This is a genomic window from Streptomyces sp. NPDC043427 (assembly GCF_056436655.1).
Map to the genome: position 1 here is coordinate 92714 of NZ_JBWKCC010000021.1, position 13508 is coordinate 106221.

Sequence of the window (13508 nt, forward strand, 5' to 3'; positions counted from 1 at the left end):
GGGCCCGCCGGCGCCGCCGGGCAGGCCACGGGGCCCGGGGGCGGCGCGGGCCGGCCGGGTCGCGTCGCCCGCGTACGACACGCGGCGTGATGCGGACGGCGGACACCGGCTGTGCCCAGGCCGCGGTGGAGGGTGTTGGCGCCCGCCTCGAGCCGTATCGTCGCAGCGGGACAACAGCAGTGTGCGTCAGGCCGTCGGCAGGGAGATCGTGATCCGTGCGCGTTGCCCGGCGGTGAGGGAGATGTTCCGGGCATGCGGGCCCAGCATGGAGGGGCCGACTTGTGCGGAGGTGGTGACGGCCGTGATGCCGCGGCGGCTGATCAGCGTGACGTCCTGGGTCCGGTCCGAGGTGACGGTCGCCGTCGTGGTGCCGTCGGACAGATCCCAGTCCAGGTTGTGCACACGGATTCCGCCGCGGCCCCGGATGCCGGTGATCGTGCCCTTGTCCCACTGCTCGGGCAGTGCGGGAAGGAGTTCCAGAACGCCCGGCCTCGTGTGGAGCAGCGCCTCGGCCAGGACGGCGGGCAGGGCGTTCGCCGCGTCGGCGTTGTAGATGTGCCGCCCGGGGTTGTGGGAGGTCATCAGCGACCGGAAGAGCATGTCATTGCCGATGATCTTCCGGAGGTTGTCGTACACCTGGGCGCCGTCCTTGAGCCGGGCGGCCGCCAGGGCGCGATGGAGGCTGCCGTGTGCGGAGAGGTTCTGGTCTCCGCGCAGTTCGAGCGCCTTGAGAGCCGGGGGCACGAGGTCGGGGCGCTCCTCGGGGTTGATCTCGTGCAGGGGCCAGGCGGCGTACAGGTGCTGGATGTGGCGGTGGTCGTAGTGGTCGGTCAGTCCGGGCCAGGACCATTCGGCGAGCGCGCCGTCCTCGTTGATCCGGTAGTCGGGGAGTCTGCTGAGCAGCGCCGTCCAGCGTTCGACGCCCTCGCCGCTGCCCTGTTCGACGCCGAGGGCGCCCGCGGCGTCGATGGCGGCCCGCAGGGCGTGTCTGCCGGCCGTGATGTCGCCGGTGGCGTTGACGGACAGGTGCTCGCCCGTGCTGGCCGGAGCGTTCTCCATGGAGAAGGACGGTACGAAGACCGCCTTGCCGCGCGCGTCGGTGCGGGTGAGGAAGTCCTCGTAGAACAGGGCCAGTTCCATCAACGCGGGGCCGAGCTTGTCACGCAGGAACGCCTGGTCGCCGGTGACCTCGTAGTACTCCAGAAGCGGCTGGAGCAGCCAGTCGGCGCCGCCGGTCCAGCAGTGGCCGGGGAAGTCGCCGCCGTTGAAGTGCAGCATGTGGCCGTACTCGCCGTCGGTACGGGAGGGGGCGAGGAAGCCGCGGGCTCCGTAAAGGTTCTTGGCGTTGGTGCGCCAGTGGTCCAGCTGACCGAGGATCAGGTCGAAGTAGCCCTCCATGGCCTCGGTGAGGTCGAGGATGTTGCCGCCCGCGACCTGGAGGTTGACGTTGGCGTCGGTGGTGAAGTCACCGGCCCAGGCGGCGGTCCACGCTCCCGTCCAGATGCCGGTCAGACGGGGCGGCAGGATGCCGCTGGAGCTGAGGAAGAGGTAGCGGCCCGAGGCGTAGAGCCGCTCCAGCAGCGCCGGCTCGATGACCGTGCGGTCGGCGTTCTGACGTGTGATCAGCTCGGTGGTCGACAACTGGCGGTCGGCCTCGGGGACGTTCAGGTCGAGGCGGGAACGGTCGTACAGTTCCGAGTGGATCTTCGTGTGCCGGGCGAGCAGTACCTCGTAGTCGGATTCCAGGGCGGCCAGGCCCGCGTGCAGGGGCCGGGCGTGCCAGGCGGTGGGCGTCTCGTACCTGTCCAGCCGGGTCAGGAGGGTGAGCCTGGCCGCCCCCGTCACGACGACGGTCGAGCCGCTGACGGCGACCGTGCCGCCGGTGGGCACGACGCGGGTGACGCCCTCGTAGCCGTAGGCGCCGAGTTTCTCGGGGTAGGTGCCTCGTAGGTTCAGCCACCCGGAGCCCTCACCGACGTCGGCCAGGGTGGTGAACGTCATGCGGGTGTGCAGGGTGTCGCCCCCGCCGTGGTCGGTCGCGGTGTCGTCGAGCGCGGTGTGCACGCCCAGGGTGACGTCGACGGTACGGCCCGGGGCCGGCACCAGTTCGTGGACGACGACCCGGTCGGCACGGGAGACGAAGATCCGGCGCGACCAGGTGCCGTGCGCGTCCGTCCAGGCGGAGGTGACCTCGCCCGTGCGGAAGTCGGTGACCCGCGTGTACCGGTCGTACCGGTCGGCGGCGGGGGCGTCCACGGTGGCGATCCGGAGCTCGTAGGCGGGGTGGTACGTCTGGGTCCAGCGCAGTTCCCATCCGGCGGCGAAGTCCCGGCTCGCTCCGGCGTAGTCCCCGGCCAGCGCCTTGTCCCGCACCGCTTCCAGCCGGTCGGCGAGCACCGGCGGGGTGACATCGCGGGTGCTGTTCGGCAGGACGAGGCGGTGGTGGTCGAGGACGACCTTCTCCAGCGCCGGGTCCCCGTACACCACGGCCCCGTATTCGCCGTTGCCGGTGAGGAAGCCGTCGGTCCACGAATCGGCGGGAGCGGCGTCATGGATTCCCCGGTCGGGCAGCGCGACCAGGGCCGGCGAGGACGCGGTCGTGGCGCCCGCTGGGGGGCGTACGGAGTGCATGGCTTTCCTGTCCTTGGTGAGTGTGATTCAAGTGCCCGGACATGTGTATCCGTGGGCGGCCGGTACCGTCTGCCGCGCTCGACGGTACCGGCCATCCCGGATCAGTGTGTCTTGTCGTACGCCTGCTGGTAGATCTCCAGGAAGCGCTTCAGCCCGAGCTGGTCGAGGTTCTTGAGGTACGAGTCCCAGTCGGAGTCGAGGGACTTCTTGCCGGTGAAGTGGGCTCGCGAGGCAGGTGATGGCCGCGGCACCTCGTCGGCGGTGGCCCTGCGTCCCACGGGGACGGCGGGCGTGAGGGCGGCGCGTTCTGCCTCGGGGTCGGCGGCGCGCTCCAGCAGGCGCCTGATCCACGAAGTGTCAGCGGTGCCGGGGGGGTGACTGGGTCGCCGCGGATTCCTCAGGGTAAGAGGTCGGCGGCGGTCGCCCGGGTGAGGGAGAGGGCGTTGGCGTCGAAGACGCTGTGCCCCTCGTCGTCGGGGTGGTCCTCGATGGTGCGCTGGGCGCCGATCCCGGCGTGGTCGACCAGGATGTCGATGCCGCCGAGCAGGTGTGCGGGGGCCAGGCCGATGCCGGAGGAGCCGCCGGTGACAATCGCTCTCAGGCCCGCGACCTCGGGCGGATCGTCGCTCATGTGCCGGCCTCCTCCTGCCACACGGGACCGTCCGGGTAGCGGTGGGCTGCCACGGAGGCCGGGTGCAGTTGAGCGCTGATGCCGGGAGCGGTCGGTGCGAGGTAGCGGCCGTCGCGGATACGCACGGGGGCGGTGAAGTGCTCGTGCAGATGGTCGACGTACTCGATCACACGGTTCTCGGTGCTGGCGCTGACGGCGACGTAGTCGAACATCGCCAGGTGCTGCACCATCTCGCAGAGTCCCACACCGCCGGCGTGCGGGCAGACCGGGACCCCGAACTTGGCGGCGAGCAGCAGGATGGCGACGTTCTCCGTGACCCCGGCGGTGCGGCTGGCGTCCATCTGCAGGACGTCCAACGCTTCCGCTTGGAGGAGCTGCTTGAACATCACCTGGTTGTGGGTGTGTTCGCCGGTGGCCACCTTCACGGGTGCCAGAGCCCTGCGGACTGTGGCATGTCCGAGGACGTCGTCGGGTGAGGTGGGTTCCTCGATCCAATACGGGTCGAAGGGGGCGAGCGAGCCCATCCAGTCGATCGCCTGCTGAACTCCCCAGGCCTGGTTGGCGTCCACGGCGATCCGGATGTCCGGACCGACCGCCTCGCGGGCCAGCCGCAGCCTGCGGACGTCGGCGTCGAGGTCGGCGCCCACCTTCAGCTTGATCTGGGAGAAACCGTCGGCGACCGCCTCCTTGGACAGCCGCACCAGCTTCTCGTCGTCGTAGCCGAGCCAGCCCGGTGTCGTCGTGTACGCCGGATAGCCGTGCTCCAGCAGGTGGGCGGTGCGTCCGGCGCGGCCCGGCTCCGCACGGCGCAGGATCTCCAGCGCCTCGTCGCGGGTCAGCGCGTCCTCCAGGTAGCGGAAGTCGACCAGGGCGACGAGCTGCTCCGGTGACAGTTCGGACAGCAGCCGCCAGACCGGCTTTCCCGTGCGGCGCCCGTACAGGTCCCACACAGCGTTGACGATCGCCGCGGCGGCCATGTGGATGGCGCCCTTCTCCGGTCCCAGCCAGCGCAGTTGGCTGTCTCCGGTCAACCGCCGGGAGAAGCCCCCGAGATCGTCCAGGACCTCCTCCACCGGCAGCCCGACCACCAAGGGGGCCAGGGCCCGTACAGCGGCGACCTCGACGTCGTTGCCGCGCCCCACGGTGAAGGCCAGCCCGTGTCCCTCGTCACCACCGCTCGTACGGATCGTCACATAGGCGGCCGAGTAGTCGGGTTCTGGGTTCATGGCGTCGGAGCCGTCGAGTTCGCGTGAGGTCGGGAACCGTACGTCCACCGTCTCCACGGCGCTGATCAGTTCAGTCATGGTGCCCGGCCATCCCGGCCCGGGGGCCGTGGTGTCGGTTCGGAGTCATGGAAACCACCTGCCGTCAAGCGTCGATGGCAGTCCCTGTAGAACAACAGGTTTCGGACATGGGATGGATTTAACGACCGCTCGAACGCCATGTCCATACCTGCGGCGGAAATTTATATATGTGACCACAATTCCTGCGGTTATCCGCCTCACTGATCGTGGCGGCCTCAGGCGAGCCACCTCTGCCTCCAAGGCCATGGGATGTCTTGTCAAGGTGCCGCTGCGCACGCACCTCGACCACCACAGGTCCACTCGCTGGGCACCCACGGACGCTGCGGCCCCTCGACGGCCGCCCCGGCAGGAAGGTCGGGCCTGTCCAGGCCGTCGACCGCCTGGCGCCCGTGCCCGCCTTGTTGCCGGGGCTGCCCACGCCGCCTGTCTGCGCGAGCTTTAAGTGCTGACGAGATACGGGGCCGCGGGTGGCAGTGGTCTTGGGAAGGGCGCATCATGCCCTCAGGCGGCGAAGTCCACCGGAACCGGATCGGAGGCCAGGGCAGCAGCGCGCCCGGAAAGAGGTGTGGACACACCCGTGGTGTGCCGGCCCAGGCGCTGCGCCGCCCGCGCGGTCACCAACGAGCCATGGTCGTACTGCGTCACGGCGACCCGTGGTCGTAGACCGTCACGGCGACGCCACGCCTCACCAGCCGCTCGGTGATCAGCGGCTCGACGCGGGACCACTTCCCGCCGGCCAAGCCGCAGCCTATCCGGGGCATGTGCACGGAGGCCTCGCGGGCGAGGGCCTCGTCGGCCAGGCGGGCCAGCGCCGCGTCGATGGCCTCGTAGCGCACGGGGACGCCCTTGCTGCCCGTTCGGATGCCCCGCTGGCCGATCATGTTGGCCACCCACACGTACGGCTCGACCTGGACCAACTGGAGCGCGCCCAGGCCGAAGTCGTTCGACGCGCGCTCGCGGTGCCAGGCGCGGTAGGCCTCCTCGGGTCCCGGCCAGCGGCGGGACAGCGCGACGACGAAGCCCTTCCCCCATCCCCCGATGTCGTTGCAGACGTGGGCGATCATCTTGACGCCCTTGGCCGACGGCACGGTGGCGTCACCCCGGACATACATGATCTCCGACATGACGCCACCGTAGGCGATGCCACTGACAGCGGCTCCGACCTGCTACTTCGCGAGGTCGGACAGCTCTCGGTCGGCGGCCTTGGTGACCCGGCGGCGGACCGCGAACCAGCCCGCGACGAGGGCGACGGCGATCACCGGGACGAGGAGGAGCGTCTTGCGGCCGACCGCGGGGTCGTTCCACATCAGGCCCAGCACGGCGAGCAGGAAGGCGATCGTGGTGATCTCCGTGACCGGACTGCCGGGGAGGCGGAAGGAGGGCCGGGCGAGAAGGCCCGCCCTGGCGCGGCGGACGAAGACCAGGTGGCAGATCATGATGATCACCCAGGTGCTGACGACGCCGAGCGAGGCGATGTTGAGCACGATCTCGAAGGCCTGGCTCGGCACCAGGTAGTTCAGGCCGACGCCCAGCACGCACACCGCGCAGGTGAGCAGGATGCCGCCGTAGGGGACCTGGGAGCGGTTCATGCGGGCGGTGAACCTGGGGGCAGAGCCCGCCATGGCCATGGAGCGCAGGATGCGGCCGGTGGAGTACAGGCCGGAGTTCAGGGAGGACATCGCGGCCGTGAGGACGACCAGGTTCATCACGTCGCCGGCCGCCGGGACGCCGATCTTCGACAGGACGGTCACGAAGGGGCTCTGGTCGGCCGAGTAGACCGAGCCGGGCAGCAACAGGGCGAGCAGGACGACCGAGCCGACGTAGAACAGACCGACGCGCCACATGATCGAGTTCACCGCGCGCGGGACGACCTTCTCGGGCTCCGAGGTCTCGCCCGCGGCGACGCCGACGAGCTCGAGCGCGGCGTACGCGAAGATCACGCCCTGCATGACGAGGACGACGGGCATCACGCCGTGCGGGAAGACGCCGCCGTTGTCGGTGACCACGTCCATGCCGGGCGTGGCTCCGTCCACCTGGTGCTGGGTGGCCAGCAGGAAGACACCGACGAGCATGAAGCCGACGAGCGTGGCGACCTTGATGATCGCGAACCAGAACTCCATCTCGCCGAAGTACTTCACCGAGATCAGGTTGACGGCCAGGACCACGGCGAGCGCGATCAGGGCGAGCACCCACTGGGGGATGTCCGTGAACAAGCTCCAGTAGTGCGTATAGAGCGCGATCGCGGTGATGTCGGCGATTCCGGTCGTCGACCAGTTCAGGAAGTACATCCAGCCGGCGACGTACGCGCCCTTCTCGCCGAGGAACTCGCGCGCGTACGACACGAAGGAACCCGAGGAGGGGCGGTAGAGGACCAGTTCGCCCAGGGCCCGCACGACGAAGAAGGCGAAGACTCCGCAGACGAGGTAGGCCAGCGCGAGCGCCGGGCCCGCGCTGTGCAGACGGCCACCGGCGCCCAGGAAGAGGCCGGTGCCGATCGCGCCGCCGATGGCGATCATGTTGACGTGGCGGTGCTTGAGGTCCTTGCTGTAGCCGGCGTCGCCCGCGTCCGCGGGCGATTGTGTCGCCCGGGTCCGGGTGACGACCTGTGCCGATTGCGCGGCGTCCTTGCTGCTCACGGGTGGTACCACTCTCTGGTGCGCCCCGAGCGGGGTCTCCCTCGGGTATCCGTACGTGACTCGGCCCGTACCACCCTGTAGGCGGCACGGACCGAGACTGCGCCTTCCCGGAGGCACCCGTCGCATGTGGCAATTCACGTCACATGGCGTTACTCCTCACACGGTCCTCACTCACTGGTGGTCACTCAGCGGGCGTCGGTGAACGTCTCGCCGTTCTCGGCCTTCTGCACCAGTAGCGCGGGCGGGGTGAACCGGTCGCCGTAACGTTCGGCGAGTTCACGCGCGCGTGCCACGAATCCGGGCAGGCCGGCACCTGCCCCGGCGCCGCCGTCGTAGCCGTTGATGTACTGCAGGATCCCGCCGGTCCAGCCGGGGAAGCCGATGCCGAAGATCGAGCCGATGTTGGCGTCGGCGACGGAGGTGAGGACGCCCTCCTCCAGGAGCCGGACCGTGTCGAGCGCCTCGGCGAAGAGCATGCGTTCCTGCATGTCCTCGAAGGGGATCTCGGTGCCCTCGCGCGTGAAGTGCTCGCGCAGCCCAGGCCACAGCCCGGCCCGCTTTCCGTCCTCGCCGTACTCGTAGAAGCCGGCGCCGCCGCTGCGGCCGGGGCGGCCGAACTCGTCGACCATGCGGTCGATGACGGCCTCGGCCGGATGCGTCTGCCAGGTGCCGCCCGCCTCCTCGACGGCGCGCCGGGACTCGGCGCGGATCTTGCGCGGGAGGGTGAGCGTCAGCTCGTCCATCAGCGAGAGCACCTTGGCCGGGTAGCCCGCCTGGGCCGCCGCCTGCTCCACGGAGGCGGGCTCGACGCCCTCGCCGACCATGGCCACGCCCTCGTTGATGAAGTGCCCGATGACGCGTGAGGTGAAGAACCCGCGCGAGTCGTTGACGACAATCGGCGTCTTCTTGATCTGCCGGACCAGGTCGAAGGCGCGCGCGAGCGCCTCCTCACCGGTGCGTTCACCCTTGATGATCTCGACGAGCGGCATCTTGTCGACGGGCGAGAAGAAGTGCAGCCCGATGAAGTCGGACTGGCGCTCCACACCCTCGGCGAGGGCGGTGATGGGGAGGGTGGAGGTGTTGGAGCACAGCAGCGCGTCCGGCTCGACGACGTGCTGGATCTCCTGGAACACCTTGTGCTTGAGCGCCGTGTCCTCGAAGACGGCCTCGATGACGGCGTCGCAGCCCGCGAGGTCGGCCGCCTCGGCGGTGGGGGCGATGCGGGCGAGCAGCTCGTCCGCCTTCTCCTGGGTCGTACGCCCCTTGGCGACGGCCTTGGCGCACAGCTGCTCGGAGTAGCCCTTGCCCTTGACGGCGGCTTCCAGGGAGACGTCCTTCAGGACGACGTCGATGCCCGCGCGGGCGCACGAGTAAGCGATGCCGGCGCCCATCATGCCGGCGCCGAGGACGGCGACCCTGCGGACCTGGCGCGGCTCGATGCCCTGGGGGCGGTTGGCGCCGGAGTTGACGGCCTGGAGGTCGAAGAAGAACGCCTGGATCATGTTCTTCGAAGTCTGGCCCGCGGCCAGCTCCACGAAGTAGCGGCTCTCGATGACCTGGGCGGTCTCGAAGTCGACCTGGGAGCCCTCCACGGCGGCCGCGAGGATGTTGCGCGGGGCCGGGTAGGGGGCGCCGTTGGTCTGCTTGCGCAAGGAGGCCGGGAAGGCGGGCAGGTTCGCCGCGAACTTCGGGTTGGCCGGGGTGCCGCCCGGGATGCGGTAGCCGGGCCGGTCCCAGGGCTGCTGCGACTCGGGGTGGGCGTCGATGAAGGCGCGGGCCCTGGCGAGCAGTTCCTCCGGGGTGTCGACCACCTCGTCGACCAGGCCGTTGTCCAGGGCGCGCCGGGGGCTGTACTGAGTGCCCTGGATGAGCACCTTCAGCAGCGCGTCCGCGATGCCGAGGAGGCGTACGGTGCGCACGACGCCGCCGGCTCCGGGCAGCAGGCCGAGGGTGACCTCGGGGCAGCCGATCTTCGAGCCGGGCGCGTCCAGGGCCACGCGGTGATGGCAGGTGAGGGCGAGTTCGAAACCGCCGCCGAGGGCCGCGCCGTTGATCGCCGCGACGACGGGCTTGCCGAGGGTCTCGATGCGGCGCAGGTCGCGCTTGACGGCCATGCCGCCCTCGAACAGTTCCTGCGCCGTCTCGGGCGTGACCTTGATCAGCTCGCGCAGGTCGCCGCCGGCGAAGAAGGTCTTCTTGGCGGAGGTGAGGATGACGCCGCGGATCGAGTCCTGCTCGGCCTCCAGGCGGTCCGCGACCACGGCGAGCGACGCGCGGAACGCCTGGTTCATTGTGTTCGCGGACTGGCCGGGGTCGTCGAGGACGAGGGTGACGACGCCGGTGTCGTCCTGTTCCCAGCGGATGGTGGTGCTCTCGGTCATGACAGGGTCTCCGTAGAAGTCTCTGAAGTCACTCGGATCCGGATTCCGCCGGGGATTCAGATGCGCTCGACGATCGTCGCGATGCCCATGCCGCCGCCCACGCACAGCGTGGCGAGGCCGTACCGCTTGTCCTGGCGCTCCAGTTCGTCGACGAGCGTGCCGAGGATCATCGCGCCGGTCGCGCCGAGCGGGTGGCCGAGGGCGATGGCGCCGCCGTTGACGTTGACCTTGTCCAGGGACAGGCCCATGTCCTTCGCGAAGCGCAGCACGACCGCCGCGAAGGCCTCGTTGATCTCGACAAGGTCGATGTCGTCGATGGTCAGGCCGGCCTTGGCGAGTGCCTTGCGGGTGGCGGGGGCGGGGCCGGTGAGCATGATGGTGGGCTCGGAGCCGGAGACCGCGGCGGAGACGATCCGCGCGCGCGGGCGCAGGCCGTGGCGCTCGCCGACCTCCTTGGAGCCGATCGCGACGAGGGAGGCGCCGTCGACGATGCCGGAGGAGTTGCCCGCGTGGTGGACGTGGTCGATCTTCTCCACCCAGTGGTACTTCTGCAGGGCGACGGCGTCGAAGCCGCCCAGGTCGCCGATGTCGGCGAACGACGGCTTGAGCTTGGCGAGGGAGTCGGCGGTCGTGCCGGGGCGCGGGTGCTCGTCGTGGTCGAGGACGACCAGGCCGTTGCGGTCCCGGACCGGGACGACGGACCGGTCGAAGCGGCCCTCCTTCCACGCCGTGGCCGCCCGCTCCTGCGAGAGGGCCGCGTACTCGTCGACGTCCCGCCGGGAGAAGCCCTCGATGGTGGCGATCAGGTCGGCCCCGATGCCCTGCGGCACGAAGTTGACGGCGATGTTGGTCATGGGGTCGTTGAACCAGGCGCCGCCGTCCGAGGCCATCGGCACCCGGGACATCGACTCGACGCCGCCCGCGAGGACGAGGTCCTCCCAGCCCGAACGGACCTTGGCGGCAGCCATGTTGACGGCCTCAAGACCCGAGGCACAGAAGCGGTTCTCCTGGACGCCGGCCACGGTGTCCGGCAGTCCGGCGGCGACGGCGGCGATCCGCGCGATGTCGGAGCCCTGGTCGCCGACGGGGCCGACCACGCCGAGCACGATGTCGTCGATGGCGGCCGGGTCCAGGCCGGGGAAGCGGTCGCGGAGCTCGTGGATGAGGCCGACGACCAGGTCGATGGGCTTCGTGCCGTGCAGGGCGCCGCCTGCCTTGCCGCGCCCCCGCGGGGTGCGGATCGCGTCGTACACGTACGCTTCGGTGCTCACTGGTAAGCCTTTCGGGGAGGGTGGGCCGAGCGGTGGGCCGGGGTCAGCCGGCCGGGGCGTCGCTGTCTGTCGCGAGGGCTCGGTCTGCTGCCGGGGCGTCGTACGGTGCCGCCGTCGCGTCGCCCTCGGCCGACGTGATGAGCCGGGGTATCCCCCAGTCGCGTGCCACCGCCTCCGTGTCGGCACCGGGCCGGGCGGGGCCGTTGCGGACGGTGACCGGGGTGGCGGAGAAGCGGGGAGCGGGGGCCGGCTGGGTGACGCCGCCGTGGTCGGTGAAGGTGCCGCGGGCGGCGAGGTGCGGGTGGTGCGGGGCCTCACGCAGCGACAGGACGGGCGCCACGCACGCGTCGGAGCCCTCGAACACGGCCGTCCACTCGTCGCGCGTGCGGGTCAGGAAGCGGGCGGAAACCGCCTCGCGCAGTTCGGCCCAACGGGTGATGTCCTTGCGCGCCCGTGTGTGCTCGGGCAGGCCGAGGATGTCCAGGAACTCCTCGTAGAACTGCGGCTCCAGCGCGCCGACCGCCATGTACCGGCCGTCGGCGGTCTCGTAGGTGCCGTAGTACGGGCAGCCGCCGTCGAGGAGGTTGGCGCCCCGGCGGTCCTGCCAGCCGCCGGCGGCGAGCATGCCGTGGATCATCGCGGCGAGGTGGGAGGCACCGTCGACGATGGCGGCGTCGACGACCTGTCCGGTGCCGGTGGCGCGGGCGTGGTGCAGGGCGGCGAGGACACCGACGACGAGGTAGAGGGCGCCACCCGCGTAGTCGCCGAGCAGGTTGGCGGGGACGGCCGGGGGCGCGTCGGGGGCGCCGATCATGCCGAGGGTGCCGGTGAGGGCGAGGTAGGCGATGTCGTGGCCCGCGCGGTGGGCGAGGGGGCCCTCTTGGCCCCAGCCGGTCATCCGGCCGTAGACCAGCCGGGGGTTGCGGGCGTGGCAGTCCTCGGGACCGACGCCGAGGCGCTCGGCGACGCCGGGGCGGTAGCCCTCCAGGAGCACGTCGGCGCGTTCGGCGAGGTCGAGGACGCGGGCGGGGCCGTCGGCGGACTTGAGGTCGACGACCACGGAACGCTTGTTGCGGTTGGTGACGTCGTACTCGGGGTCGATCGCGAGGACGGCGCCGCCCGGGCGGTCCACGCGGACGACGTCGGCGCCGAGGTCGGCGAGGAGCATGGCGGCGAAGGGAGCGGGCCCGATGCCCGCCAGCTCGACCACGCGCACACCGGCGAGCGGGCCGTGCCCCGGCGTCCTTGCCGTCGTCATCCAGCCCCCTGCTGAGACGGAGCGATGTAGCCACCAGCGATGCTAAGAACGTGTTTCACCCGGCACAAGACCTGGGCGAGCAAGCGCTTAGACACCGTACCTCGCGCCGAGCCGATCGGCAGGCCGCCCGGCTCGCCCCGCACTCCTCACGCTAGCCTCAGCCACCGACAACGGCGCGGAGCACACGACCCGAGGGGTGTCATGAGCAGGCTGAACAGGGCGGATCGCCCCACCGACCGTCCGTACGACATCGTGCTCTTCGGAGCCACGGGCTTCGCCGGTGAACTCACCGCGGAGTACCTCGCGCAGCACGCGCCCGAGGGACTGCGGTGGGCGATCGCGGGCCGCAGCGAGGAGAAGCTCCAGCGGCTGCGCGAGCGGCTGCCCGGCGGCGCGGACATCGGAGTGCTGCGGGCGGACGTGTCCGATCCGGCCTCGCTGCGCGCACTCGCCGAGCACGCGCGCGTGGTGGCCACGACCGTGGGGCCGTACGTCCGCTACGGCGAGGCCCTCGTCGCCGGCTGCGCCGACACCGGCGCCGACTACCTCGACATCAGCGGTGAGCCGGAGTTCGTGGACCTGATGTACGTGCGTCACGACGCACGCGCGCGTGAGACCGGCGCACGGCTGGTGCACGCGTGCGGGTTCGACTCCGTTCCGCACGACCTGGGCGCGTACTTCACCGTCCAGCAGCTGCCGGAGGGGGTGCCGCTGACCGTGGACGGCTACGTGACCGCCGACGCGACGTTCTCGGGCGGCACGTTCTCCTCCGCGCTGGGCCAGTTCGCGCGCGGACGGCAGATGGTGGCGGCCGCGCGGGACCGCGGACGGCACGAGCCGCGCCTGGTGGGCCGCCGGGCGACGGCGCCGACGAGCGCGCCCCGGTTCGCCCCGGAGGTCGGCGCGTGGGCGCTGCCGCTGCCGACGATCGATCCGCAGATCGTGCGCCGCTCGGCGAGGGCGCTGGAGCGCTACGGGCCCGACTTCCGCTACCGCCACTACGCGGCCGTACGCAGCCTGCCCGCCGCGGTGGGCGGGGTCGCGGCCGTCGGCGCGCTCTTCGCGGCCGCCCAGGTGCCACCCGCCCGGCGCTGGTTGTCCGACCGGCTCAAGCCCGGTGAGGGGCCGAGTGCCGAGAAGCGGGCGAAGAGCTGGTTCTCCGTGCGGTTCGTGGGCGAGGGCGGTGGCCGCCGTGTGTTCACGGAGGTCTCGGGCGGCGATCCCGGCTACGACGAGACGGCGAAGATGTTCGCCGAGGCGGCGCTCTCCCTCGCCTTCGACGACCTCCCGCCGACGGCCGGCCAGGTCACCACCGCGGTGGCCATGGGCGACGCCCTCATCGAACGGCTGCGCGGGGCCGGGATCACCTTCCGTGTCGCCGCGTCCCGCTGACCGT

Annotated in this window: 10 protein-coding genes; 1 reads left to right on the top strand and 9 read right to left on the bottom strand. The window is 71.0% G+C overall.

Annotated features, from left to right (window positions below):
* Nucleotides 1-186: 186 nt before the first annotated feature.
* From AC067M_RS29175 to AC067M_RS29215, 9 genes are all read right to left on the bottom strand, one after another.
* Nucleotides 187-2631: a glycosyl hydrolase family 95 catalytic domain-containing protein gene (locus AC067M_RS29175; protein ID WP_478700017.1), complete on the bottom strand. Its 2445-nt coding sequence runs from the start codon at nt 2629-2631 to the stop codon at nt 187-189.
* A gap of 101 nt (nt 2632-2732) precedes the next feature.
* Entirely contained in the window at nt 2733-2909 is a 177-nt protein-coding gene (locus tag AC067M_RS29180) for a hypothetical protein (protein WP_478700018.1), read from the bottom strand.
* A 119-nt stretch (nt 2910-3028) separates the two neighbouring features.
* Nucleotides 3029-3262 carry a hypothetical protein gene (locus AC067M_RS29185; protein ID WP_478700019.1) on the bottom strand — a complete coding sequence of 78 codons (234 nt, stop codon included), beginning with the start codon at nt 3260-3262 and terminating at the stop codon, nt 3029-3031.
* Nucleotides 3259-4566, bottom strand: coding sequence for an enolase C-terminal domain-like protein (locus AC067M_RS29190; RefSeq protein WP_478700020.1), 1308 nt, complete (start codon nt 4564-4566; stop codon nt 3259-3261). The genes AC067M_RS29185 and AC067M_RS29190 overlap by 4 nt, the downstream gene beginning before the upstream one ends.
* A gap of 641 nt (nt 4567-5207) precedes the next feature.
* Nucleotides 5208-5690 (bottom strand): macro domain-containing protein, encoded by a 483-nt coding sequence (locus AC067M_RS29195; RefSeq protein ID WP_478700021.1) that lies wholly within the window; start codon nt 5688-5690, stop codon nt 5208-5210.
* 42 nt (nt 5691-5732) lie between these two features.
* Nucleotides 5733-7202, bottom strand: coding sequence for an amino acid permease (locus AC067M_RS29200; protein WP_478700022.1), 1470 nt, complete (start codon nt 7200-7202; stop codon nt 5733-5735).
* Between the two features lie 185 nt (nt 7203-7387).
* Nucleotides 7388-9583, bottom strand: coding sequence for a 3-hydroxyacyl-CoA dehydrogenase NAD-binding domain-containing protein (locus AC067M_RS29205; protein ID WP_478700023.1), 2196 nt, complete (start codon nt 9581-9583; stop codon nt 7388-7390).
* 56 nt (nt 9584-9639) lie between these two features.
* The gene (locus AC067M_RS29210; protein WP_478700024.1) at nt 9640-10854 is read right to left on the bottom strand and encodes an acetyl-CoA C-acetyltransferase; all 1215 of its coding nucleotides are present in this window, start codon (nt 10852-10854) and stop codon (nt 9640-9642) included.
* A 43-nt stretch (nt 10855-10897) separates the two neighbouring features.
* Nucleotides 10898-12112: a CaiB/BaiF CoA transferase family protein gene (locus AC067M_RS29215; protein WP_478700025.1), complete on the bottom strand. Its 1215-nt coding sequence runs from the start codon at nt 12110-12112 to the stop codon at nt 10898-10900.
* A gap of 201 nt (nt 12113-12313) precedes the next feature.
* On the opposite strand from AC067M_RS29215, the gene AC067M_RS29220 reads away from it, so the two are divergent.
* Nucleotides 12314-13504 carry a saccharopine dehydrogenase family protein gene (locus AC067M_RS29220; RefSeq protein WP_478700026.1) on the top strand — a complete coding sequence of 397 codons (1191 nt, stop codon included), beginning with the start codon at nt 12314-12316 and terminating at the stop codon, nt 13502-13504.
* The last annotated feature ends 4 nt before the right edge of the window (nt 13505-13508 follow it).

Bases quoted from the DNA above. Each gene is read 5' to 3' on its own strand.
- AC067M_RS29185 (WP_478700019.1), bottom strand. From the start codon at position 3,262: ATGAGCGACGATCCGCCCGAGGTCGCGGGCCTGAGAGCGATTGTCACC.
- AC067M_RS29215 (WP_478700025.1), bottom strand. From the start codon at position 12,112: ATGACGACGGCAAGGACGCCGGGGCACGGCCCGCTCGCCGGTGTGCGC.
- AC067M_RS29175 (WP_478700017.1), bottom strand. From the start codon at position 2,631: ATGCACTCCGTACGCCCCCCAGCGGGCGCCACGACCGCGTCCTCGCCG.
- AC067M_RS29190 (WP_478700020.1), bottom strand. From the start codon at position 4,566: ATGACTGAACTGATCAGCGCCGTGGAGACGGTGGACGTACGGTTCCCG.
- AC067M_RS29220 (WP_478700026.1), top strand. From the start codon at position 12,314: ATGAGCAGGCTGAACAGGGCGGATCGCCCCACCGACCGTCCGTACGAC.
- AC067M_RS29205 (WP_478700023.1), bottom strand. From the start codon at position 9,583: ATGACCGAGAGCACCACCATCCGCTGGGAACAGGACGACACCGGCGTC.
- AC067M_RS29195 (WP_478700021.1), bottom strand. From the start codon at position 5,690: ATGTCGGAGATCATGTATGTCCGGGGTGACGCCACCGTGCCGTCGGCC.